The organism is Aeoliella mucimassa (genome assembly GCF_007748035.1).
GTDB classification, from domain to species: Bacteria; Planctomycetota; Planctomycetia; order Pirellulales; family Lacipirellulaceae; genus Aeoliella; species Aeoliella mucimassa.
Map to the genome: position 1 here is coordinate 1,401,142 of NZ_CP036278.1, position 24,453 is coordinate 1,425,594.

Below are 24,453 nucleotides of genomic sequence, written 5' to 3' on the forward strand. Positions count from 1 at the left end.
ACATGGCCGACGCCCCTAACTACCTCGATCCGGCCGTGCTGGCCCAACTCGAAGGCCTGCAACTACGAGCAGCCCGGATTGTCGAGGGGTACGTCTCGGGCCTGCATCGCAGCCCTTATCAGGGGTTCTCGGTCGAATTTGCCGAGCATCGCGAGTACGCCCCGGGCGACGACCTGCGGTACGTCGATTGGAAGGTATTCGGCAAAACCGACAAGGTTTACCTAAAGCAATACGAAGAGGAAACCAACCTCATTTGCTACCTGGTGCTCGACATTAGCGAGAGCATGCAGTACCGCAGCGAACTGGCGCCGCTCAGCAAGTTGGAGTATGCCCAGAGTGCGGCCGCAGCGTTGGCCTACCTGGTAATCCGTCAGCAAGATAGCGTTGGTTTGGTGACCTTCGACGACGCGGTGCGGCAGATCGCCCGCCCGAGCTCCAGCGCATCGCACCTGTCGCAGTTGGTGCGGCTGATGGAAATGACCTCGGCCGAGAAGAAAACCCGCACCGGGCCGATCTTCCACGAGCTGGCCGAGCGGTTTACCCGCCGGGGCATCGTGTTCGTATTGTCCGACCTGTTCGACGACCCCGAAGAGCTGCTGGCCGGGCTCAAGCACTTCCGCCACCGTCGGCACGACGTGGTGGTGCTGCACACCTTTGACCCCGCGGAGCTCGATTTTCCGTTTCAGCACGCGACGATGTTCCACGGACTCGAAGGCACCGGCGACCTGCTGGTCGAACCAGCCCAACTGCGTCGCGCCTACCAGCAGGAGATCAACCGCTTCGCCAACCAGGTGCGAACCGGCTGCCTGGCCCAAGGGGCCGACTACGTACAGCTACGAACCGATATGCCGCTGAGCGTTGCGCTGTCGACCTACCTATCGCACCGCCGCCGACGCGTGCGGTGAGCTTTTACTACTACTTATGTTTTACTAACCACAGAGTTCACGGAGGACACCGAGGGGCGAGGCCAAAGCAAACGCGGTACAACTTGTTTCTGATGAACTTGCCCTCAAAGGATGAATCGTTTCCTGCATCGCTTTGTCAACTGACTCGCCAACGCCCTCCATATACTCCGTGCTCTCCGTGATTTATTCCTTCTTGCTCCATCCCTGATTCGTGATCTCAATCCCGCTCGCCTTTGGATTCGGAAACCTGGCCATGCTCGGCTGGCTTGGGGCGGCGGCTGCGCCGATTCTGATTCACTTATGGATGCGGCACACCCATCGCGACACTCCGTGGGCGGCCATGGAGTTCCTGCGGCAAGCCATCCAGCGCAATTCACGGCGGCTGAAGCTTCAGCAATGGCTGCTGCTGGCGATTCGCACCTTGTTGCTGGTGCTGCTGGCGCTGGCCGCGACCAAGCCTTACTTGAGTAACTGGAACTTGCTCACCGGCGGACCGCAAATGCATCGCGTGCTGGTGATTGATGCGACGATGTCGATGCAGTACGCCGAGGGAGAGCAGTCGAGCTTTGCCCGGGCCAAGCAGCTTGCGACCGAGATGCTCGACAGCGGCCGCCCTGGCGATGTCTACTCGCTATGCGTGCTAGCCGAGACGTCGGCCGACATCGTGGCCGGCCCCTCGGCCGACCCGCGCCGCATCGCTGCCCAGGTGGGCTCGCTCGAAGCCACCTACGCCTCGGGGCGGCTAGGGGACGTGCTCCCTACGATCGCCGACTTGATGGACCAGGCCGAGACCAATCATCGCTCCCTGTCCGGGCACGAGGTGCTGTTCTTTAGCGACGCGGCCAAGCATACCTGGCAGTCGGCCACCGCAGGGCAGGCCGACCAGAGTACTTTGGCCGAGCTAACTGAACGGGCGCAGGTGACGCTGGTGGACGTGGGTCCCGCGGAGCCAACCGGCGTTTCCATTCATCATTTGCGTGTCGCCAGCGGACTTTCGACTACGGCCGAACCGTTGCATCTGGTGGCCGACGTTACCAACTATGGCGATACCCCGGTGAGCGACTTGCCAGTGCAGTTGCTAGTGCAGGGAACCAGTATCGACGAGCAGGTGCTCACGCTGCCGGCCAACAGCACGTTGCCAGTGGAGTTCGACGCCCGCTTCACCGAGTCGGCCTGGCAGAGCCTTTCGGTCCGCACGCGGGGCGATGCCCTGGCGGCCGACGACCAAGCGTGGCTAGCGCTCGACGTCCGGCCTAGCGTACGAACGCTGGTGGTCGAAGGCACCCCCCGCGCGGCCAGGTACCTGCGGCACGCCCTCGACCCCGGCGGCGGCACCGCTTCGCCGGTACAGGTGGTGGTCGCTGCTGAAGGGGCATTGGTCGATCAGCCGCTGGTGGACTTCGACTGCATCTTCCTCTGCAACATCGCCCAATTCACTCCCGCCGAACGCACGTTGCTCGAACGGTACGTGCTGCAGGGGGGGAGCTTGATCTTCGTGCTCGGCGATCGCGTAATGGCCGATAGCTATAACCAACCGCTGGCTGCCTCTCCACTAGGCTGGGGCGACTGGGCCTTGGCTTCGGCCGCCGGTGATTGGGGGCTCACACTGCAATTGCCGCCAGTTGAATCTCCTGCAGCAGCGAATGCAGGGTGGTTGCCGGCCGGCGTCGGACCGCTCAAAGCCAACCAGCAGCCAGGCATCGATCCGTTGGAGTATCGTCATCCTATCGCCGCGGCGTTTCTCGATCACGAGCGGGCGGGATTGCTCTCGACTCCTGTCTCGCGGTACTTCCAGCTTCAGCCCACTAGCACTGCGCAGGTGGCTTTGGCCTTGCCCAACGGCGACCCGCTGCTGGTGACCAGCAAGCATGGGCAAGGCATGGTAGCCATGCTGGCGACGACCGCTACGCTCGACACGGTCGACCCCAATACCAATCAGCCTTGGACCCTGATGCCTGCCTGGCCGAGCTTCCTACCGATTGTTCGCGAACTGGTCGCTTTCGGGCTGGCGGCAACGTGGGCCGACGACCAAGCCGAGATCGGTCAGGCGATCGCCGGGCCGGTGCCAGCGAGCTTTTCGGCAACCACGCTCAAAGTCGAGCGTCCCGATCAGCAAACGGCCGAGGTGCCGATTATTCGCGAGGATGCGACCGCCAATTGGCAGTACGTGTCGACCAACCTGCCAGGCATCTACACGGCCGGCGACTCGCTCGCTCGCGTTGCGGTGAATGTACCCGCGATGGAAAGCGATCTGACTCGCGTCGACCAATCGTTACTCCCCGAAGCAGTACAGGTGCAATCGGCCCCGCCCGATGCCTCGGTCGCTGGGGAGTCGCTGGCTACGAACACATCGCTCCATCGCACGTTCCTTTATTTCGTGCTGGTGTTGCTGTTGATCGAGCCGCTCATGGCGTGGTGGTTCGCAGGGAGGGCTGTGTAGCCATGCCGAATCTCTGGCCATTGCTCGCCCAAGCCGCCTCGCAAACCGAACGCGAGATCTTCACCCATTGGACCTGGGCTCCGTGGGCCACGGTGCTATTCGCAGTGCTGGTGATCGTCGGAATCGGCTACCTGTACTCTCGCGAGACCTCGCCGGCGGGCCGGGCTTATCGCGTGTTGCTGGCCACGCTACGCTTGGTGGCCATTGCGTTGGTGCTGGTGATGATCAGCGAGCTGATGGTTTCCACTTCGCAAACCGGTTTGCCGCGACTTGTGGTGCTGCTCGACCGCTCGGCTAGCATGAATCTGCCAGCTGCGAATGCGTCGAACGAAAGCCGACTCGACCTCGCCCGACAGTTGCTCGTGGCCGATCAGGCGGAGTGGATTCGGCAGCTCGAATCGCGGTACGAGATCGACCTCCGTCTCGTCGGCGATGGCACCCAACCGATCGACTCCCTGGCGGACGATCAGCTGACAGGCGAACTCGAGACCCTCGATGCCGACGAGGCCGCCGCTCGCACTTCGCGACTCGGCGATGCATTATCGGCTGCCATCGATCAACGAGGCGATGTGCTACCGGCCGCGGTGGTGCTGCTGAGTGATGGTCGGACCACCGCTGGGCGTTCGCTCGACGAAGCCCGCCAGGTGGCTCGCCGCCGCGGGGTGCCGGTCTATGCGGTCGGTTACGGAACGGTCGACGAGCCAGCCGATTTGCGGATCGCCAACTTGTTGGCCCAGACCAATGCTTTTAAGGACGACCTGCTGGCCATCAACGTAACGCTCGAATCCACTTCGGCCGCAGGGCAAACCGCCCAACTGCAAGTGCGCGACGTTGCCGAGAACAAGATTGTCGCCAGTAAGTCGGTGGAGATCGATACTGCCCGCTTCAGCAAGACCGTGCAACTCGTGGTCGAGCCTAACCGCTCGGGCGAAATCACTTACGTGGTCGAGGTAGCGCCGGTCGCCGACGAAACCGATCTGGCAAATAACCGAAAGCAGCACGTGGTCACGGTTCGTGACCAGGCGGTGCGGGTGTTGCTCGCGGCCGGCTATCCCAACTATGAGTATCGATACTTAAAGAACCTGCTCGACCGCGATCGCTCGTTCGAACTCACCAGCTACTTGCAGGAAGCCGATCTCGATTCCGCATCGCAGGACGAAACGACCATTCGTCAGCTGCCGCTCGAGGAAGACGGCCTCGATCCGTTCGAGGTCATCGTGCTGATCGATCTCAACCCGCGGTTGCTCCCCCCTCGGTGGTGGCAAAGCGTCGAGCGGCATGTGGTCGACCAAGGGGGCGGATTGGTGCTCGTTGCCGGGCCACGTTATTTCCCCTGGGCGTACACCAATACTTCGTCGGTAGCGACGCTCTCGCCGATCGTAGTCGGTGGGGCAGGGCGGTCTGGCGGCCAGACCGACACTGGCTATCAACCGCAGCTTACTCCGCTGGCCGAAGAAACCACCTCGTTGCAGCTTGGTCCGACCGCGAGCGACTCGCAAACCATCTGGCGGCAGTTGCCTCCATTGTATTGGTACGTGGCTGCCGATACGCCGAAGCCGGCCGCCCGCGTGCTGGCGACGCATCCCACTGCCCGCACGACGACGGGGGCCCCGGTTCCGCTGATGGCCGAACAATACGTTGGTGCTGGTCGCGTGCTGTATCACGGGTTCGACTCCACCTGGCGTTGGCGTTTTCGCGTCGGCGATGTTTACTTCGCCCGCTACTGGGGGCAAACCCTGCGGCAGCTCGCCCGCTCCAAAGCGTTGAACCAGCAAACTCCGTTGCAACTGGTGCTCGACCGACCTCGCTACGAACTGGGACAGCCGGTTCGCTTTCGGATGCGAGTCGATAGCAAACAGCTCGCGTCGCTCTCTGGTGGGCTGCAGGTGCTGCTAACTGCCGACGATCAACCGAATCGCCGGGTGACGCTCAACCCCAGCAAGGCGATGCCGGAAGAATGGCAGGCGGTGCTCAGCGACTTGCCGCCTGGACAGTATCGGGCGACTGTGGCTGACTCGCGACTGGAGTCGCCCCCCGAAGCGGTGGAGTTCCAAGTGATGACTCCGCCTGGGGAGTTCGCCGATACCACGATGAACCAGACCGGGCTCGAGCAGCTCGCCGAGCAAACCTACGGCAAGTTTTACATGGCCGATTCCTCCAATCAGTTGGCCGACGACCTGCCGAAGGCCCAGCGAGTGCCGCTCGAAACGTTGCCGCCGGTCGAGTTATGGAACCAATGGTGGATGCTGGCCGCGATTACCGGTTGTTTAAGCCTGGAATGGATTTTGCGAAAACGCCGGGCGATGTTGTAGGCCCGATCATGCTGTAGGACAGACCATGCTGTAGAATAGTACTCAGGCGACTGAGTGTCGCGGCCGTTACCTTTTATTACTCCCTTAACCCTTTCCCGATCGCAAGTTGACCCATCCCCTTCAGCAACGTGTTCACGAGGTGCGCCAACGATGGAATCGTCGGGCGACTATCGAGCTTGTCTGCTGGTTGCTGGTAGCAGTCATTGCATTGTTTTTGGTGATCGGACTGGTGGACTTTGCGATCCGCCCCGTCGACCGCGGCATTCGCGTGCTGCTGTCGCTGGTGTTCGTCCTGGGGCTGGCGGCCGTTGCGGTGCGACTGGCCCGGTGGTGGCAACGCCGGCAGTGGAGCGATCTGTCGGCCGCTCAGCATTTGCAACAAGCTTTCCCGCAACTCGGCGATCGCCTGGCGAGCGCGCTGGAGTTTCTGCGACAAGAAGAGGACGATCCCACGGCTGGTTCGGCACCGATGCGTCGGGCGGTGGTCGCCGATGCGACCGCCTTGCTCGAGATGGTCTCCACCAAGCAGGTGCTGGACAACCCCACGCATCGCCGGGCTTTGACCGTCGTTTGCTCGGCTGGCGTGGTGGCCTTGGCCATTGCCGTGCTGGCTCCTGCGAGCACGCAAACATCCCTCGCTCGGCTCTTGGCCCCTTGGAACAACCTGGAGTGGCCCCGGCAGCACAATCTTGAGTTCAGCGATCCTCCCACGTTGCTCGCGCGAGGCGAAGCGTTCGAGGTCGCGCTGATCGACACTTCGGGCCACCTGCCCGAGGAGGTCGCAATCGAGTATCGGTATCACGACGACGATCGCTGGCGGACCGAGCAAACCTGGATGCAGCAGGTCGGCGACGCCATGGTGGCCCGCCGCGAGAATGTTCGCCGCGACTTCGAGTTCCGCGCCATGGGGGGCGATCACCACTCGATGCCGTGGACCAAAGTCGAAGTGGTCGATCCTCCTTCGGTGACCGATCTGCAAGTCACGGTTCACCCACCTGCTTACAGCGGGCTCTCCCCGCTGCCGCTGGGGCGTGGCAACCGCGTGCTTTCCGGCTCGCAATTGGAACTGTCGGCCATGGCGACCGAACCGCTCGCGACCGCCGAACTGGTGGGAGCATTCCCCGAGCCGCTGGCAATCTCCGTTGCCAAGTCGTCGGACCCAAAACAGCCAGTGGACCCGAAGCTGTCGATACCCCCCGAAGCGTGGAAGGTAGCGGTCGAATCGGGCAGCCAGTTGCTCCGACCAAACTTGCATTTAAAGTCATCGCGAGGACTAACCGGCGAGGTCGAACTACCTTCGCTCGAAGTGGTGATGGACAACCCGCCTGAGGTTCGTTGGCTATCGAGCGCGGCCGAACTGTTCGTCGTGCCGGATGCTGTGGTGCCAGTACGGCTCGAAGCCAGCGACAACCTGGCGCTATCGGAAGTGCACCTCGAACTCCGCGCACCTGGCATGGCTGAAACCGGAGGCATGCCAGCGACCATCGAACTTTACAACGCGGGGGCGACTCCCCCCATTCGACCGTCGCTTCCTCCCGCTGGCGAAACGCTCGAGCAGCGGTCGCTTACCACCGAGCTGCAGGTGAGTGCCTGGCAACTGGAGGTCGGAAGCGTGGTCGAACTGCACGGGGTCGCTAGCGACTACCGCCCGCAATCGACGCGCACGAACGTGGCCTACCGATTAACGCTGATCACGCCGGCCGAATTGCAGTCGCGACTCGCAGGCGATCAGGCCGAGATCCTCCGCTTGCTCGAACAAGCCCTGGCCGAACAACGTGCCTCGCAAGAGCAAGCGTCGCGAGTCGCCAGTCAGCTGGAGCCCTCGCGGCAAACGCTCGACGAACTACTGGCCGCGCGACTGTCGCAGCAGGCCGTGGGGCGTACCTTGCTGGAGCCCGAAGCTGGCGTGGTGGCAGCCATTCAGCACTTGCTGGAGCAATTGCAGATCAATCGTCAGGCCCAGCCCGAGTTGGTGCAGCAGCTGCAAGGCATCGTGCAAACGGTCGTAGACCTGGGCCAAACTACGTTGCCAGCGGCTGAGCAAACATTGACCACCGCCCGCAAGCAGTTGGAAACTCAGCTCGGGCAGTCGCTCTCCGACGCGAGTCGCCAGCAGTTAGCTACCACGTTTGGCCAACTCAACCAGGAGCAGCAATCAGTCATCGACACGCTCGAGTCGCTCATCGATCGGGCGAACGCTTGGAGCGACGCGGAACGGTTCATTCGCGAGCTGCTGCGTCTCGAACAGCAGCAACGCGACGCTCGGCAAGCCTCGCTCGACGCGGTGCGTCAGAACTTGCAAGCAGCCACCGATCGAAGCATCGAGCCGGTCGCCAAGGCTGAGTACGCCCGGTTGTCGAATCAGCAGAGTGAGCTAGGGCGACGATTTGAGAAGGTCGTGCAGTCGATGCGGCAGATGGCCGAGGGGCAATCGGTGAGCGACGACTTTGCCTCGCGTTTGTCGAACGCTCTGGCTGCGGCCGATGGCCAATGCATCTCGGCCATGCTCTCGGCTGCCTCGCAAGAGCTGTTTAGCGAACAAGTTGGTCGGGCAGCCGAAACCCAGTTGTCGGCTGCCGATGCGTTGCGGGAACTCATCGACCGGCTTCGCGATCACACGCCAACCGATCCGGCCGAGCTTGCTGCGCGTTTGCGACAGATGCAAAAGCAGCTGGCCGCAACCAAGCAGCAAGCATCTAGCGCACAGAACGACGACGAAGAGCGAAAGCTGGCCGACGACTTGCAGAACTTGTCGCGAGAACTCAATCGCATGACTGCAGAGCAGGCGAGCCAATCCACGCAGCAAGCGAGTTCCACCGCTGGACCTCGTCGCGGTGAGACACCCGAGCAGCAAAAAGAGCGGATGCAACAAACCCGCCGCAAAATCGAACAAGCCGAACGCGAGTTGGGGCAGCGCATCGCGGAACTCGAAGGGGAACAGCAGCAGAAGATTCTCGATCAGCTGGCCGAAGTGCTCGACGAGTTGATTCCTTCGCAGCAACAAGCACTCGAGCAAACCGTCGCCTTGCAAGTGTTCCGCGAGAGCACCGGGCGGTTCGACGACGGAGCGACCAAGCGAATCGCTGAACTCTCGAAGCGCGAAACCGATCTCGCTGATCAACTCGACCAGGCGATGACCGACGTGAAGAACAAGCCTATCTTCCAGTTGGCCCTCGGCGGGGCTGCCGACGACATGCGCCAGGCGTCTACCGCCTTGGCGGACAAGCAAACCGGTCGGCCGACGCAGAACCTGGAGCTAGCTGCCCTCACTCGGATGCGTCACGTGCTCGAGATCCTCCGCGAGCCTCCCCCCGCACCCCCCGAGGAGGAACAAGACGATTCTGACGGCGGCGGAGGTGGCGAGGGGGGCGGCAATCAGCCTCAGCGTCCACCCCTTATCGAATTGGCCGAAGTAAAGATGTTAAGATGGTTACAGGCCGACTTGAACGGCCGCACCCGGATGTTCGAGGCCGATGTGACCGACAATGTGTCGGATAGCCAGGTAAAACGCGAAGCGGCCAATCGCCTGTCGAACGAGCAAAATGAGCTCGCCAGGCTGGTTCGCGAACTACTTGAGCGCAATAATAAAGCTGCCAATCGTCCTGTCGACCTTTAGAATAGTGACAGGCAATTTTACAAACCCCTTAACCCACCCAATCGCCATGCTTTTACTCGAAGCCCGCCGACTCGCGTTGTTCCTGGTGGTCGCCATTGCTACGTGGAGCGTTCCGTCGCTCAGCCAGGCGGTGCCCGGGGAAGCGAAAGACAGCGCGCTCGAAGGCCTCGGCGATCAACTGCTCGACGATAGCTTGCTCGAGGAGCTGATGAAGCAGCCCCCCGCGGTGCCTGCTCCCGCTCCGGAAGAAAGCGACGGAGAAGACTTCGGCCCGCAGGAATCGCCGCTCGAACGAATTGGCGACAAGATGAATGCTGCTGGGGAATTGATTCAATCGCAGAACACCTCCGGCGAGACCAAGGTGGTGCAGCAGCAGATCATCAGCGAACTGGATCAACTGATTGAGAAGCTCAATAAACAATGCAAGAACTGCAAAGGTGGGCAGTGCAACAAACCGGGCCAGCAGCAAACGCAGAAGAACTCCCCGAAGCCCGGCAGCAAAGGCAAGCCCACCTCGGCTTCGTCGGCCCAGTCGGCCGCTGCCGAGTCGCAAGCCACGAACTCTGGTGAGTCGCAAGGCACCCCGGGCGAGGCCACCGACGGCGAAGTGGTCAAGCAACTCTGGGGACAATTGCCCGAGCGGCTCCGTCAGCAATTGCTGCAATCGTCGGCCGATGAGTTCCTGCCAAAGTATCGTGAGCAGCTCCAGCAGTACTTCCGACGTCTGGCGGAAGAGCAAGCCGACACCCCGCCCGCCAACTAAGCACTCGACGAACGACCCAGGAGCATCCCCCCCTATGAAGCCGCTCGTCTGCACCGTGGTCTTGCTATGCCTGTTGTCGCAACCGGTCATGGCTCAAGAGGGCGATACGGAACTCTCGGCGGCCGATATGATGGAGCCGGCCATCGACTCCATCGATCGTGGACTGGCCTACCTGGCGGCGAATCAGAACGAAGATGGCTCGTTTCGCTCCAGTAACATGGGACGCAACCCGGCCGTGGTTGCGCTTGGCGGCATGGCCTTTCTCGCCGGAGGCAACACCCCCGGACGCGGCAAGTATGGCGAAGAGGTCAATCGCACGGTCGACTTTCTGATCGCGAATACCCGCGCGGATGGATTCATCACCAACGCCGAAGGGGCAGGGCACGGGCCGATGTATGGGCATGGCTTTGCCACGCTGTTCCTCGGCGAAGTCTACGGCATGACTCCCCGCGAAGACCTTCGCGACAGCCTGGCCCGTTCGGTCGACTTGATCGTCCGCTGCCAGAACGAAGAGGGAGGCTGGCGCTACAATCCCGAACCGCTCGACGCCGATATCTCGGTCACTATTTGCCAGATCATGGCCTTGCGGGCAGCACGCAACGCTGGCTTGCACGTGCCGAAGGAAACCGTCGACAAATGCGAAGCCTACGTCAAGCAATGCCAGGAACCCGATGGCGGGTTTAGCTACATGCTGCAGAACCGCGGGAGCATGTTCCCCCGCTCGGCGGCCGGCGTCGTCGCCCTCTATAGCGCTGGCGTGTACGAAGGACCCGAGATCGAGAAGGGGCTGGTGTACGTCGACCGCTTCCTGCCCGACCCGCGGCAGATGTCGCGCGAGTCGCACTACTTCTATGGCCATTACTACGCGGTGCAAGCCATGTGGCACGCCGGCGGGCCTCGGTGGCAACGCTGGTACCCGGCTATTCGCGAAACCCTGGTCAAGTCGCAACGCCCCGATGGCTCGTGGCAAGACTCCGTCGGGGCCGACTATGCCACGGCGATGTCGTGCATCATTCTGCAGATTCCGAACAACGCCTTACCGATTTTTCAACGATGAGTTTTGCTATTCGCGCGCTGGCCTGCACGATCGCACTCGGCGCAATGCTCGCGACGACCGCCCAGGCTGCGAATCAACTGGTGCTCACTTCCGGCGCTCGCACTGCTGGTCAGGTCGTATCGCTCAACGCCGGCACGCTTGTCGTCAACTCCGGCGACAACACCAGCAGCTACGGCCCCGGGGAGTGGCTCCGCTGGCAACATCCGGCCGACTGCGAACCTCGCCCGCAACTCTGGCTGCAAGGGCGAACCCATTTGGTCGCCAAACGCGACTGGACCGGCAAGGTGCCGATCACCCTCAACCAGCAGACTGCAACCATCGATACCGCTTCGCTCGGCAAGATCACCATTCCCCGCAAGCAGTTGAATTGTTTGTTGATCGAAGCCGCGAAGGAACCGCTCCGCAGCCAGCAGATTCTCGCTCAGGCGCAACAACCCGCGGATACCGATCGCGTCTGGCTGGCCGCTGGCGATCAACTCAGCGGCAAAGTGCTCTCGTTCAACGGTGTTACGCTCGAGTTCGAGTTCGCCGGCGGCAAAGTGCCGCTGTTGGCGAAAGACATCGCCGCGGTCGCGCTGGCATCGACTCCGCAGGCTCCCCAGGGCAGCCGCTATTTGGTCGGCATGGCCGATGGATCGCTCGTAGAATCCACCGAGGTCACGCTCGATAGCGAACAACTGGTGCTCACCGCGCTTGGCGAATGGCGCACGCGCAAGATCGACCAGTTGGTCTTCGTGCAGTCGCTCGACGAGTCGATCGATTACCTCAGCGATCTGCAGCCGGTCGACTTTCGCCACACGCCCTACTTCACTGGTACCTGGCCGCTGGCGCGCGACCGAGCGCTCGCTGGTTCGCCGCTTCGTGCGGGGGGCAAGTCGTACGCCAAGGGGCTGGCCATGCACTCGGCCGCCCGCGCGGTGTATCGGGTGCCGGCCGGGGCGAAGCAGTTGCTCGCCGACGTGGCCATCGACGACTCCACCCACCGCGGCGGTAGCGCCCTGTTTGCGGTGTATCGTGTGAACGCCGAAGGGGTGAAGCCCGCGTACAGTTCCGGCGTCGTCCGCGGCGGCGATGCTCCTCGTTCGGTTGCCGTCGATGTCGCCGGTGCAACGGCCGTGGTACTGGTGGTCGACTACGCCGAGGATGGCGACCAGCAGGATCACGCCAACTGGCTCGACGCGAGGTTCGTGCAAGTCGCAGCGAGCGAGCCGCCGCCAGCCGAACCCACGCCCGAGCCCACGCCCGACGCGACCAGCAAGCACGAACCCCAACCGCTCGAACTGGCCGGGCTCGAGAACGTGTTTCAACTCACTCCCCGAGTCACCAGCGGTAGCGGACCAGCGACCGACCAGGCGTTTGCCTCGCTGGCCGAGCAGGGGATCACAACCGTGGTGAGTGTCGACGGGGCGAAGCCCGACATCGACCTCGCCCACAAGCATGGGCTGCGTTACCTCCACATTCCGATCGGCTACGACGGGCTCTCGCGCGAGGCCGAGCTGGCCCTCGCCCGCGTGATGCAGGAGACCGAGGGCCGCGTGTACATTCATTGCCATCATGGCAAGCATCGCGGGCCAGCGGCGGCGGCGATTGCCTGCCTTGCCGATGGTGCGCTCGACCCGGCGGCCGCCGCCCATGTGCTCGAGGTCGCCGGCACCAGCGAGAAGTACCGCGGGCTCTGGCGCGATGTGGCCGAGTTCGCCCCGCCGAAGCCGGAGGAACAACTCCCCGAACTGGTCGAAACTGCCAGCGTCACCGGGCGCGTCGCGGCGATGTCGCAAATCGACATGGCCTTCGAGCACCTGACCGCGCTCGAGTCGAACGAGTGGCAAGCCCCGGCCGACCACCCCGACCTTGACCGCGCCGAACAAGCCACGCTGCTCTGGGAAGGCTACCGCGAGTCGCAACGCTTCAGCGAGCAACAAGGCGAAGCCGACCTCGCGAAGCTCTTCGACCCATCGATCACCCAAGCCGAACAACTCCGCCAGGCCCTCGAACAAGGCGACGTCGCCAAAGCCAGCACGCTGATGACCGAACTAAAACAATCGTGCGCGACGTGTCACGAGGGGTATCGGAATAATCGGTAGAGGGGCGGCGGTACTATTCGTAAATGCTCGCATTAACAAGCACTGCATTGGACTCAGTAGTCGTGTATGGAGTCTGCCATGCCTAAACTGCAATTCTCCATGCGATGGCTTCTTTTGGCCATGACGATTGCTGCAGTCACTGTAGCTTACATCAGCTTGGAACGGTCCAAGTATATCTACCAAGATCGTGCCTTACAGGAATTGCAGAGGCTCACCGATTGTAGAGTTGCAGATGAGGTAGAAGCGGGAAGTCCTAGCGTTCTAGGTTGGTTTGTCTCCAAGGATAAGTTTCATCGTGTGCTGACCGCTCGGATTGGCAATGTGGGAGAACCGATTTACCCACCCGGTTTTTTAGAACAGCATCTCAAAGAGATGCCGTGGCTGAGAGCGGTTGATGCTAGATGGACGGACTTAGACGACCGCCATGTACAGGAGATCGTAAAGGCGGTACCTCAGGTAGAGCATCTTTTGCTGTTCGATGTAGACGTCTCCGATGCTGGTTGTAGAGAGCTCAGTAAACTGGATAGTCTGCTAACGCTGGGGATTGGGGAGGGGGTAAGGAGTGGGCCCCCTCCGCACTTGACTCCTCAATGCGTGATTGAAGTTGCTAAGGTGCGGTCGCTGCGAAAACTGATTATTAGTCTTCCCGATCTTACTTCAAAAGAATTATCACCGCTCGCAGGCTTAACCCATTTGGAAGTCTTGGATGTATCATGGAGTCGTGTCGACGATCTTGCGATCCCGACGCTGACCCAATTGAGGCGTCTGAAGAGATTAGACATTTCGGAAACTGATGTCACAGCGGAAGGGCTCCATCGTCTAAAGCAGCAGATGCCTGGCGTTGAGATCGTTTGGGGGCGAATGTCGTCTTGAAAGGTGAACCGGTTAAAGAATTGCTGGCGACACCCTCGCTTATTTCTGAGATCACAGGTCTGGTAGCAAGTCCAGCCGACCTGGGGTAGAATAACGATGGTGCTTCGGCACCGGTGTTTCCACTAGCGTAAGGTCTGTTGGTGGTGATCCTTGTCGAGATTCCTTGTCGGAGAGCATTGCATGCCCAGTTTCCGTTGGTTGATTCTGGTTCTTGTCGCAACTGGCTCTTGCTGGTCGTTCTCGTCGGCAGCGGTGATCGAACGCGACGAATCATGAGGGGTATCGGAATAATCGGTAGAGGGGCGGCGGTACTAAGGAGGTGGAATAGTGTGCTCGCACTTATCGCATAATCCGATTCCAGGGGAATAGCGGGGAATAGCCATGCACAGCTGGCGACACGCGATTTTGGTTTCCATCGCAGCGTTAGGCTGCGTCGTTATCTTGGCAGTCCGGGCAGTTGCCGAAGAGCCCGCTGCCGGAGAGCCGCCATTGGACAAAGAGCAAGAGCAGATCGAGCGGTACTTTGAGAGTGCTCGCACGAAGGTTGGGCTTTTCTACAAATATCTTGATAAAGCTTCGTCAATGAGCAGGCTTGCTGCTCGGAGAATGGGGATTCAACGCAGATGCGATTTATTCATGCTGCCGGGCGTATTCGAACTCAACAGGCGCGTGAATACCAATTCTCAGGAGTGCAGTGCTGAGGTTCAGAAAGCGGTCCTGAAGTTGTTTCCGCCCACCGGAGGAACTTGGCATGACGTCCGCACTGCTGTTCGCCACGCTCAAGACCTTGCCGCATCGCTCTACAAACGAAAACTCGATCCTTGTGCCTATATTGAAAAATTGAGAGAAGCCCACCAGGCAAGCCATCTTGAGACCCTCTGTTTGCTATTCTACTACGAGCAACTCTATCTGGATGGTCATGAAGAGAAAGCCATCGATCTACTGACGCAGGAGTTGAATGCGAATGTCGAAAGTATGCTTCCTGCGTCTTATCTATCCAAGCCGTTGCTCCGGGATTCTTTAGAAAGGATCATCGATAAACCTGAAAAGGACTCAGCGTTCGCAATGGCACCGCAACTGTTGGGCGTCGTCGGTGATGCGGAGTCGCTTTCGATTTTCGAGAGCACCCGCAAGCGTTACGATTATCCTCCTCGCGGCTACGAAGAAGCGATCGAGGTGCTAAAGTACCGATTTCAATTGCAGGCTCCCGAAGAACGGGCAAAGTGGGATGAGCAAGAACTGCTATTCTACCAGATAGAAATTCTGGAAGACATGTCCGTTGGAGGAGACTGCCAAGAGGACTATCTTCTGGCTGGAGTATTGCGAGCCCGCTTCCACGGAACCGAGTTTTCCAATGCGTTTCTCTACCATAAACTCCCCGACCCGGTAGCCATCACTTATCTTGGCATTCAGGGAGATCTCGAATCCATTCCCAGGTTGGAGCAGTTGTACAAAACCCCTGGTATCCCTCCCAAGTTAATCGACTGGTCGATCAACACCATCAAGGACGGGGGGATTCCAACGCAGGGTTTCTAGTCTCGTAGAACGTGAGCCTCGCACCCATCCTGCCAGTGCCTTGTGGCAATGGGGAAGGCTCTTTTCTGGGGCGATCCTCCATCGACGTGAAGCCAGTGGTTCGCCTGGGCGACACCCTGTGCAGAGTGCTCAGACGCTTCACTGGCGAGAATCTCAGAGACCGTTGCCAGTGTTTTGCGTCTGCCTTACGAAATCTTAATAGGGGACAGATCCGATGGATCACGATTCGCCCAAAGGGCAGCTAAAAGCGTATGGTGGTCCAGTTGCGGCGATGGCGTGGCTATTACTGGTTTCGGTCGGGTGTGATCCAGTTCAGCGCGTGGAGCAAACGGTGGTACTCAAGGTGTCGGAGTTCGCTGTGGAATCCGAACTTGGGGCGAATCCTCTCACTGTAACGATATCCGAGTACTATGAACTCTCTGACAGGGAACGGGAATTGGAGAGCTACAACCCAGAGCGGGGGAAGCAGCTTTATCCATGGACACCGCGAGTTGAAGTGGATGACTCCGGTTCCGCAAGCATCACCTATGGTGTGACAGCCATTGACTCAACCAGTGGGAGTACCCCACCAGAATCCAGGTATCCCATAACCAACAAGACCTTCCGGGTGAAAGTGCAAAGTAAGGATGGCAAGAGCGAGGAACTGCTGCTGCCGATGAAGGTGGGAGAGTCGGTAACAGGCAAGACGTTTCAAGTCGTGGTGGAATCCCTATCGAAAGCAAAATACGTCGATCCGAAGTGACCGGTGGAATGGTCTTGTCCGTTAGTCCCTTTGGTGGATGTAGGGAACATCCTGGTTTCCTGCCCTAGCCGATTCGGAGCGTGCATTCCACCAGCGAAACATCTCTAGAAGGCGGAGGGGGCCCTTCAGCGACCTTCTTCCATTCGCCCTGCTCGCTCTAGACGTTGGTCGATGCGCGAGCGATAATGATCGTTATGCGGAACGTGATCGTTACTGTCGTGGTGCTGGTCGCTATGGGCTGTAGTAGCCCTGGGGGCCTTTTGTTGCCTGTGACTCAGGCAGGTGCCCGCGACGATTCCACTCGCCCGCTTTCTTCGGGGGCCTGCGAACTGCGGCTGGCCACGTTTGCCAGTCAGCCGGCCGACACCACCCCTACCGCAGGTGGCATCTGCTTCCGCCTGGTGAGCCTCGCTTACGATTGGCCCTTGGTCGACCAGCGAGTGCGATTCGCGGTTCCGTTTCTCAAGTGCCGTACCTTGCTATCCCAGCATGTGTTGTTGCGACTTTGATTCAACGTTCGATGCGTTTAGCACCTTCGACCGTTTGAATCCCTTCGCAAGCTAGCGCGAACTGTGCGCGCGGCTTAGGCTCCTTTTGTAGGAACATGCTATGAGTACCGAAAGCAAAGGCCCCGCTTCCCCCACCCCCGAGGCCAGCCCCGGCGAGGGCAAAGGCTGCCTGATCGCCATCTTGTTTTTGTTCGGCCCGATTCTGATCGGAGTGATCTATAGTCTCTTGAAGTAATCGACTGTGAGTCGATCGTACGCGAAATGCCCCGCCCACCCGGGAAGGCCTGGATTGAGGCCTGGCTTTCCAGCTTTCCCCGGGCGATGCCCCGGGCTGGTCTGTGGTTGTCCCTTCGGGGCGTGGATATTCGATGTGGCCAGGGTGCCACTGGCTCCGCCCATTACTGTCCGGAATTAATCTTAACCGATTCTGAACTTGCGCGGTGGGGAGTGGTGTGGTACGACATAGTCCATGCCTTCCCAGCGAGTTGCTAAAGACGAGCTACCAGTGTGGCCCGAGCAGGTCATTGGGGGGAAGTATGTCCGGCTTTTGGAGAAGTTTCTCAAACAACTCCGCTCGGAAGACGCCCACGGTAATCGCAAGTTATTTCTCGATGACGTGTTCGTAGCCTACCTGCTGGCGTTCTTCAATCCCACCATCCGCAGTTTGCGAACCATCGAAGATTTCAGCCAAACGGTACAGGCTCAGAAACACCTTTCGATTCGCAAGATCACTAGAAGTACGCTCTCAGACTTCAATCAACTGGCCGACCCCGAGCGATTGCAGCCGATTCTCGATGCCCTCCGCCGGCAACTTGCCCGCAAGTCAAAACGGCAATCGATAGGTGACGACGATCTCGACGAACTGCTCCAGCAGACCGTGGCCGTCGATGGCACGTTTCTCCCGGCCGTGGCCGAAGTCGCCTGGGCCATGTGCAATACGAACAATCATGGGGCGAAGAAGCATCGAGCGCGGGTGGATGTCCATTTGCCGGTGAGCACGTGGCTTCCCGAGGCAATCGTCATTCCATCCCCTGGCCAGAGCGAGGCCGATTCAGCCATCGAACGGTTGCAGCCCGGTCGTATCTATCTGTACGACCGCGGCTTCATGAGTTTCGCGCTCTTGGCAGCGCACTACGACGACACACACGCGTTGCAATCGCACTTCGTGGCTCGTTATCGCCCAGCGGGGGGCAATTCGCCCACGCTGCGGGAAGTGAAAAGTCGCGAACTCACCGAAAAAGACAAAGCGGCCGGCGTGCTCAGCGATGGAGTGGGACATTTCAAGTCTTCGAATCCGAGCCGACATCGAGTTCCCCGAGTGCAGCTTCGCGAAGTCATCGTCGCTTGCGAAGAAAAGGGAAAACCGTCGCAACTGCGGTTGATCACCAACCTGCTCGATGTACCGGCGCACGTGATTGCCATGCTGTATCGCTATCGTTGGCAAGTAGAACTGTTCTTTCGGTGGCTGAAGAGCTCTGCGAACTTCGGACACTTGATCAGCCACGCAAGCGAAGGGGTGCAAACGCACTTCTACGTGGCGGTCATTGCCGTGTTGCTGATGTACCTGCACACCGGTTATCGACCGAGCAAGTACCTGTTCGCCCTAATGGGACAGGTCGGCCGCGGGGCGGCAACCCTGGAAGAGATCCTGCCGATCCTCCGCGAGCGAGAACGTCAGAACGAACTGGCCCGGCAGTCGGCCGCGCGGCGGAGCGAGAAAAAGAAACAGCAATCGACTTAGAGACGCTGCCACTCGGCCGCGATTCTCACGCTGCCGCCTGCGCAATGTGAAAGGAAAAAGGCGGCGAGTCTTGATCGCGTAAGCCAATCCATGCAATCATAAGACGCCGCGCAACACTCCCGGAATGCAAAGAACCGAACTCCGGACAGTAATGGGCAAAGCCAGTGGCACCCGGCGATCCGCATACCACTCGGAGAGTGGTGCTGCATTCTTTTGCGACCTGTTTTATCTCTCCACTTTTCGCTTGGAATTGGCCACCTATGGTGTTCTAATGATCAGTGCATCACCACGCGATCGGTGCGGCGCTGTTTGACAATTTGGTTGCTGACTGTAAGCGGTAGGCTCGCTGCTGCGCGGTGCTGGCATCAAGAAATCTCCCCGCCGATGGCAACGAACCACAAACCACGAACCACGAACCACAAACGACGGACGACTGACGACTGACGACTGACAACTGACAACGAATCGTTTTGCCCCCACTCACGAGCAGGGTGGGGCGAAACTCCCGGCGGGTGATTTTTGGGGAAGGCAAAAAATGCCGCAAAACAAAGGGGAAAGGCGAATCTGGCCGCCCGTGGAAGGAGAGAATAAAGCCCCCACGAATCGATTTTCGGCTTTTGGGGGCAAAATGCTTCACGCTAGCCCCAGCAAAGGCCCTCATCCTAGCCCTCCATCGGAGGGGGAGGGGATTGTTTGGTGGTGGGGCAGCGCGGAGCTCGACGCCATCCAACACCCCGCAACCGGCGCATGAAAAACCCCCGTTCTCGCGTGGGGCGAAAACGGGGGCTGGGTCGCTTTATGCGTGCGGGACGCGAGCGTTGTGTTAGGCGCCGAACTTGCCCATACGGCCAGCGTTGGCCAGGGCGAGCGACATCAGGTACTTGGCTTCGAACTGACCAAGGCCCCCCTTCAGGCATTCGGCTTCGCCGAACGACTGGCACGGGTCGGTGCGGCAGTTCTTTGCCCACAGCAGCGTCGGTACTGGGTGCCAGCTATGGCTAGCAAGCATCGACGGCGTGGAGTGGTCGCCGGTGCAGATGAAGACGTCGGGCTTGAGCTCCATGATCTTCGGCACGCAGGTGTCGAGTTCCTCGGTCCGCTTGGTCTTGGCTTCGAAGTTGCCGTCTTCGCCGGTCGAGTCGGTGTACTTGAAGTGGATGAAGAAGAAGTCGTAGTCGTTCCAGCTCGACTTCAGCACTTCCATTTGTTCGTCGAGGGTCTTCGCGTCGCCGATGATGTCCATGCCGACGAGTCGGGCGAGGCCTTTGTACATCGGATAGACCGCAATCGCAGCGGCCTTGAGCCCGTAGACTTCCTCGTAGCTGGGGAGCGACGGCTTGCCGGCGATGCCACGCAGGGTGCAGCAGTTGGCCTTGGTTTCGTCTTTGAGCAATTGCTTGGCTTGCTTGACGAACTCGGCACAAACCTCGGCGGTTTTCTTGCTGGCTTCGTCGTTGGCCTTCGGCTCGAGCGGCGGAACGCCAGTGGCCTGCGGGTCGGTGTCGTCGACGTTGTCCGACAGGCCTTCGCCACGGAGAACGATGACAAAGCGGTGTTCCTTCACTGGCTCGACAAAGACTTCGATGCCAGGGATGGAGACCTCACGCAGCTTGATCGCCAGCGGGGCACTCTCTTCCGAAGGGATGCGGCCCGCGCGACGATCGGTGATCTTGCCATCGGCGTCGATCGTGCAGAAGTTCGCCCGAATGGCAACGTCGCCTGGTTGCAGCTCGAAGCCGATGCCGGTGGCTTCCAGGGCACCGCGGCCGATCAGGTACTTGATGGGATCGTAACCGAACAGTCCCAAGTGGCCAGGGCCGCTACCGGGAGCAATGCCGGGGAACACCGGAATGCTGCTACCGAGTACGCCTTCGCTGGCGAGTTTGTCGAGGTTCGGCGTGGCGGCGGTTTCGAGCTCGGTCCGGCCGCCCGGCTGCTGCGGCAGGCCCCCCAGGCCATCGCCGACGAGCATCACTATCTTCGAATCGTTTTTTACGTGGAGGTCGCGGATCAGGTCGTGAATATCCATGGCTCGTGGGCGGGGTTGGAGTTGAGTGAAGGGTCGCCAGGCGAAGCGGTCGCCGTGAGTTCGATTTTACCGCTACCTGCCGATTTGCGGCAGGGCGGGGCAGACCGCCGCCGCTGCCAGCAGGCGGCGATTCGGCGCTACGCTACACGACTGGAAACCGCGCGTGCGGATTTGTCACACACTAAAATCGTTATGGAAGAATCGCATAATATGCCCGTCGACGTCGAACACGTGAGCCAAGAGCGCCGCGCGGGCCCACATGCCGTTGCGCGCCTGGCGAAAGTACATGGCTCGGGGGTCGTTATCGATCTCGGTCGGGATTTCGCCGAAGTGCTGATCGCGGGGGAACGGGTGCAGAATCGGGGCGTAGGGCTTCATCCGCGAAACGAGTTGCGGGGTCAGGCAGTACTGCGTGAGGTCGAGCGCTGCGTAGCCGGCCGCATCGTCCGACGTATCGTGCTCGCGTTGCACACGGGTCATGTACAACGCGTCGAGTGTCTCGATGATCGGCTTGCCGTCGAGCGTTTGTTCGAACGAGTCGAACTCGTAGAACTGGGCCCCGCGGGCGGTGAGTCGCTCGCGGAGATCCTCACGCATCTGCAGCGACTGGTGATTCGGCGAAATGAACGCCAGCCGCACGTTTTCGTAGTTGGCCAGCAGCATGGCCAGCGACCGCACGGTGCGCCCACGGCCGATATCGCCGCAGAATGCGTAGGTTTTGTTCGACAGACCCTTGGTCAGGTTTTCGCAACCAGGCGTGGTGCGGAGCGTTTCGAATCGCGACGAGTAGGACGAATCGTTGGGGCTCGTGAAGTTGAACGTACGCTGCAGGGTGTAGATGTCGAGCAGCGCCTGGGTCGGGTGCTCGTCGGCCCCGGAGCCAGCGTTGACGATCGGCACGCTACGGTTGCCGCTCCGCTCGAGGTCGTTCATCAGGTACGCGCAGCTTTCGGCCAGCCGAGCCATCGGCGACCGCATGACGATCAAATCGAAGTAGCTGCTGAACATCCGCAGCGAGTCGAATCGCGTTTCGCCCTTGGTTTCGCTCGACGTTTGCGGGTCGCGGACCTCGTTGCAGGTAATGCCGAGGATCTGGCAGGCGGCCATGAACGACAGGAACGTACGCGTCGAAGGCTGCGTGAAGTACAGCATCGCCCGCTTGTGGTGCAGCAGGCTGATCAGGAAATCTTGCCCGGCGCGGTGCTTCGAAAGTTGGCGGATGACGTCGGCCACGCCGGCCAGTTCGTCGAGCAACGCGGGATTGAACTGGCCCGAGAAAATCACGTGCCGCAGGCGACCGTTGCGGGCCAATTCCGGGGTTTTGGCCATTTGAGGCCGCTGAAGTCGGCCTTCGTAAAGCAGTAAATCGCGTTCGTCTTGAGTTTTGGGAGCAGAATCGGAAGCAGGCGAAGACATAACCACAGACATTGCGCGAACCTGGGGGAGGAAGGGGGCGAAGCGCTTCGCCAGTTATCGCACAACGAGAAGCCGATCGTCAACACCTGCGTTTTGGAAACCGCGAGAACTTTATCCACAAATCACCATCGAACCCACGAGCAATGCGATGAGCGACGACGTGCAACTTGCTTCACCCGCCCGCCGAACGCTACGGCTGCGCGACTTCCGCTTCTTTGGAGGGAGCCGGTTCCGCGTGGCCGAACTTCTCGCGCATGTAGGCTTCGGCCCGCTCGCCACCTTCACCGCCGGCGCCGGCCACGCCGTGCGAGCCCCCTTTCACCACGTACAGCTCCACTTCGACTTCGGCTTTCTCGAGCGCGGCTTCCAACACCGCTGCGTGTTCGAACGGCACAATCTTATCCGCATCGCCATGCACGATGAGCATCGGAGGATCGTCGTCGCTCGCAAAGCTCGCCGGCGAGACATCCTTCACCCGCTCGGCCTCCAGCTGGTCGGCCGGGGTTCCAGGAGCCACGCCGAGCAACCGAAAGTAACCAGGGTGCGTATGTTCGATCTTGCTCAGCAGCCCCCAGTCGGTGGGACCGGCGAACGGAATCGCAAACGCGACGCGGGAACTCTGCCGGGCGACGGGATCGTCGGAGTCGGGATTCGCCTCGTCGTCTTGCAGCGCCATGTACGCAGTGAGATGCCCGCCGGCCGAACCGCCGGTCACGCCGATACGGTGCGGGGCGATGTTCCACTCCTCCGCGTGCTGGCGAACGTACTGAATCGCCCGCGCGCAGTCGTCGACCTGAGCCGGATGCACGGCCACGTTGGTAAAGCGATACTCCACCGAGACCACCGCCAGCCAGCCCTCGTTGTTCGCCTTGCGCAGGAAGTAAGGCACGTCCGCTTTCGACCCCGCCTCCCAACCACCCCCATGAATGAACACCATGACCGGCGCGGGCTCCTGGGTGTCCGCCAGATACACGTCGAGCTTCTGCGACTCGTGCTGATCGTCGTAAGCAATGTCGCGAAGCACCTGCTCTTCGCCATGAGCCCAACCGACCAACAACATCGACCACACCAACGCACTAGCGACCACCTTACGCATCGTCGTCTCCTTCGCAGTACCGAAGTGAATGATTGTTTCAAGCGGACCCATTCTACCGAGGGGACGCGGGGGGAGACAATCAATTCAGCGGTTCAGGAGGAGGGTCGCATTGTTGGCTTACTTACGCCCACGTATGCAGTATGGAGACTCCGGGGGTTGCGGCAGTTCACTCGCAGACCGCGACGACTTCGATACGGAGATGAGACGATATGGCATCGGCTTTATCATGAGTTGCGGAGTCGTGTAGAACACGGCAAATACCCAACGACTGGGTTCGTCCGCTCGGAGGCTAGCACCGTATACACTCGCATCCGGTGCGGTATCCGCAACATACTGAAGTGCCAGCTTGCGGGCTTCGCGACTTTCCTTGTCGAGACCAATCAGCCACCTAAACATCACATCGTTTCCACTAAATCGAGTCTCTGCTGGAATGATTTATTACCGGTTCACTTAAGTATATGTCTCATCGAAGGCTCACAACAACCTCGCTCGGCGCAAGGCACCTCGGCACTTTTTCTGGACCATCGAGCGTTTGAGGCTTATTATGAGAAACCTTCACTTGGTTGTTCTGGGAAACCCCAACGAACAGGGGGTCTGCTACCAATCGGAATCAGCTCTGAAGTTTACCGTGTACGCTGAATCTAGTTTTGAGCTTGTTGAGGATGCCACATTTACTGGCACTGCTTCGGTTCAACTGAAAGGCAACCACATTAAGTTCCGCGGAACCGATGAACTTGAATGGTACGAGCCAGACAACCCAATGCCTCGCGAACAATGTCCTTGCTGTGACTACATTTCTCTCCCGGAGCGAAACAATTATCTAATATGCCCCATTTGCTTTTGGGAAGACGATGGCATTGATGTCGATCGCCTGGACGTTCATTCTGGGCCCAATCAAATGACGCTTCGAACAGGGCGGGCTAACTTTCAACGAATCGGAGCATGTGATGAGGAGATGCTGGTAAACGTTTTGCCTGCTGCTGAAAGAGATGCTTTCGAGCACCGATCACGGTCCCTGTGAAAGCTGGATTCGACGAACCCGTCAAATATGGATTGTCACCGGGTGGGGCCTGCGAAGTCGATTGCCTCTATGGTGCCCAAGCGTGATACGGAGTTAAGTCACTGCTCGCCGCTCTTCTGCAGCGTGCTTTACGACGGTAACCTCAGCAGCAAGAAACATAGTCGACCAAAGACCTTCACACCGAAGCTCATCTCATGAAAAACTGCTAGGCAGCAAGTCCATCGCCTGTTAGCCTGAGGTTTGTCCTCAACCAAGTCCTTTAGCCACTTAACTCAACATGCATCGACCGACCTGGCGTTTCTCGCTGCGTGCG

17 protein-coding genes are annotated in these 24,453 nt (G+C 60.0%); 14 read left to right on the top strand and 3 right to left on the bottom strand.

Going from position 1 to position 24,453, the window contains the following annotated elements:
* Positions 1–2: 2 nt before the first annotated feature.
* From Pan181_RS05705 to Pan181_RS05760, 13 genes are all read left to right on the top strand, one after another.
* Entirely contained in the window at positions 3–905 is a 903-nt protein-coding gene (locus tag Pan181_RS05705; protein WP_145245917.1) for a DUF58 domain-containing protein, read from the top strand.
* A 211-nt stretch (positions 906–1,116) separates the two neighbouring features.
* A complete protein-coding gene (locus tag Pan181_RS05710) occupies positions 1,117–3,345 on the top strand; it encodes a BatA domain-containing protein (protein WP_145245918.1) in 2,229 nt (742 codons plus the stop codon).
* 2 nt (positions 3,346–3,347) lie between these two features.
* Positions 3,348–5,657 carry a vWA domain-containing protein gene (locus Pan181_RS05715; RefSeq protein WP_145245919.1) on the top strand — a complete coding sequence of 770 codons (2,310 nt, stop codon included), beginning with the start codon at positions 3,348–3,350 and terminating at the stop codon, positions 5,655–5,657.
* A 139-nt stretch (positions 5,658–5,796) separates the two neighbouring features.
* Entirely contained in the window at positions 5,797–9,273 is a 3,477-nt protein-coding gene (locus Pan181_RS05720) for a coiled-coil domain-containing protein (RefSeq protein WP_197528945.1), read from the top strand.
* A gap of 46 nt (positions 9,274–9,319) precedes the next feature.
* Positions 9,320–10,036: a hypothetical protein gene (locus Pan181_RS05725; protein WP_197528946.1), complete on the top strand. Its 717-nt coding sequence runs from the start codon at positions 9,320–9,322 to the stop codon at positions 10,034–10,036.
* 34 nt (positions 10,037–10,070) lie between these two features.
* Positions 10,071–11,093 (top strand): prenyltransferase/squalene oxidase repeat-containing protein, encoded by a 1,023-nt coding sequence (locus Pan181_RS05730; RefSeq protein WP_145245922.1) that lies wholly within the window; start codon positions 10,071–10,073, stop codon positions 11,091–11,093.
* Positions 11,090–13,177 carry an NPCBM/NEW2 domain-containing protein gene (locus Pan181_RS05735; RefSeq protein WP_145245923.1) on the top strand — a complete coding sequence of 696 codons (2,088 nt, stop codon included), beginning with the start codon at positions 11,090–11,092 and terminating at the stop codon, positions 13,175–13,177. The genes Pan181_RS05730 and Pan181_RS05735 overlap by 4 nt, the downstream gene beginning before the upstream one ends.
* 78 nt (positions 13,178–13,255) lie before the next feature.
* A complete protein-coding gene (locus Pan181_RS05740; RefSeq protein WP_145245924.1) occupies positions 13,256–14,050 on the top strand; it encodes a leucine-rich repeat domain-containing protein in 795 nt (264 codons plus the stop codon).
* Between the two features lie 381 nt (positions 14,051–14,431).
* Positions 14,432–15,586, top strand: a complete 1,155-nt coding sequence (locus tag Pan181_RS05745; RefSeq protein WP_145245925.1) for a hypothetical protein — start codon at positions 14,432–14,434, stop codon at positions 15,584–15,586.
* A 214-nt stretch (positions 15,587–15,800) separates the two neighbouring features.
* Positions 15,801–16,328 (top strand): hypothetical protein, encoded by a 528-nt coding sequence (locus tag Pan181_RS05750; protein WP_145245926.1) that lies wholly within the window; start codon positions 15,801–15,803, stop codon positions 16,326–16,328.
* 194 nt (positions 16,329–16,522) lie between these two features.
* The gene (locus Pan181_RS05755) at positions 16,523–16,837 is read left to right on the top strand and encodes a hypothetical protein (protein WP_197528947.1); all 315 of its coding nucleotides are present in this window, start codon (positions 16,523–16,525) and stop codon (positions 16,835–16,837) included.
* Positions 16,838–16,937: 100 nt separating this feature from the next.
* Positions 16,938–17,072, top strand: coding sequence for a hypothetical protein (locus tag Pan181_RS26750; RefSeq protein ID WP_261342245.1), 135 nt, complete (start codon positions 16,938–16,940; stop codon positions 17,070–17,072).
* A 234-nt stretch (positions 17,073–17,306) separates the two neighbouring features.
* Positions 17,307–18,578, top strand: a complete 1,272-nt coding sequence (locus tag Pan181_RS05760; RefSeq protein ID WP_145245135.1) for an IS4 family transposase — start codon at positions 17,307–17,309, stop codon at positions 18,576–18,578.
* Between the two features lie 823 nt (positions 18,579–19,401).
* On the opposite strand, the gene Pan181_RS05765 is transcribed toward Pan181_RS05760, so the two are convergent.
* The 3 genes from Pan181_RS05765 to Pan181_RS05775 form a co-directional block, all read right to left on the bottom strand.
* Complete coding sequence (locus Pan181_RS05765) at positions 19,402–20,607, bottom strand: 2,3-bisphosphoglycerate-independent phosphoglycerate mutase (protein ID WP_145245928.1); 1,206 nt, start codon at positions 20,605–20,607, stop codon at positions 19,402–19,404.
* 174 nt (positions 20,608–20,781) lie between these two features.
* A complete protein-coding gene (locus tag Pan181_RS05770; RefSeq protein ID WP_197528948.1) occupies positions 20,782–22,035 on the bottom strand; it encodes an aspartate/ornithine carbamoyltransferase family protein in 1,254 nt (417 codons plus the stop codon).
* Between the two features lie 178 nt (positions 22,036–22,213).
* On the bottom strand, positions 22,214–23,119 hold the full coding sequence (locus Pan181_RS05775) for an alpha/beta hydrolase (protein ID WP_197528949.1): 906 nt from the start codon (positions 23,117–23,119) through the stop codon (positions 22,214–22,216).
* Between the two features lie 760 nt (positions 23,120–23,879).
* Between Pan181_RS05775 and Pan181_RS26960 the strand changes: the two genes are divergently transcribed.
* Positions 23,880–24,140, top strand: a complete 261-nt coding sequence (locus Pan181_RS26960) for a CPCC family cysteine-rich protein (RefSeq protein WP_145252030.1) — start codon at positions 23,880–23,882, stop codon at positions 24,138–24,140.
* Positions 24,141–24,453 lie beyond the last annotated feature (313 nt).

Coding starts and splice junctions, on each gene's coding strand:
- Pan181_RS05705 (WP_145245917.1), top strand. CDS start 3: ATGGCCGACGCCCCTAACTACCTCGATCCGGCCGTGCTGGCCCAACTC.
- Pan181_RS05715 (WP_145245919.1), top strand. CDS start 3,348: ATGCCGAATCTCTGGCCATTGCTCGCCCAAGCCGCCTCGCAAACCGAA.
- Pan181_RS05725 (WP_197528946.1), top strand. CDS start 9,320: ATGCTTTTACTCGAAGCCCGCCGACTCGCGTTGTTCCTGGTGGTCGCC.
- Pan181_RS05730 (WP_145245922.1), top strand. CDS start 10,071: ATGAAGCCGCTCGTCTGCACCGTGGTCTTGCTATGCCTGTTGTCGCAA.
- Pan181_RS05735 (WP_145245923.1), top strand. CDS start 11,090: ATGAGTTTTGCTATTCGCGCGCTGGCCTGCACGATCGCACTCGGCGCA.
- Pan181_RS05740 (WP_145245924.1), top strand. CDS start 13,256: ATGCCTAAACTGCAATTCTCCATGCGATGGCTTCTTTTGGCCATGACG.
- Pan181_RS05745 (WP_145245925.1), top strand. CDS start 14,432: ATGCACAGCTGGCGACACGCGATTTTGGTTTCCATCGCAGCGTTAGGC.
- Pan181_RS05750 (WP_145245926.1), top strand. CDS start 15,801: ATGGATCACGATTCGCCCAAAGGGCAGCTAAAAGCGTATGGTGGTCCA.
- Pan181_RS05755 (WP_197528947.1), top strand. CDS start 16,523: ATGCGGAACGTGATCGTTACTGTCGTGGTGCTGGTCGCTATGGGCTGT.
- Pan181_RS26750 (WP_261342245.1), top strand. CDS start 16,938: ATGAGTACCGAAAGCAAAGGCCCCGCTTCCCCCACCCCCGAGGCCAGC.
- Pan181_RS05760 (WP_145245135.1), top strand. CDS start 17,307: ATGCCTTCCCAGCGAGTTGCTAAAGACGAGCTACCAGTGTGGCCCGAG.
- Pan181_RS05765 (WP_145245928.1), bottom strand. CDS start 20,607: ATGGATATTCACGACCTGATCCGCGACCTCCACGTAAAAAACGATTCG.
- Pan181_RS05770 (WP_197528948.1), bottom strand. CDS start 22,035: ATGTCTGTGGTTATGTCTTCGCCTGCTTCCGATTCTGCTCCCAAAACT.
- Pan181_RS05775 (WP_197528949.1), bottom strand. CDS start 23,119: ATGCGTAAGGTGGTCGCTAGTGCGTTGGTGTGGTCGATGTTGTTGGTC.
- Pan181_RS26960 (WP_145252030.1), top strand. CDS start 23,880: ATGCCTCGCGAACAATGTCCTTGCTGTGACTACATTTCTCTCCCGGAG.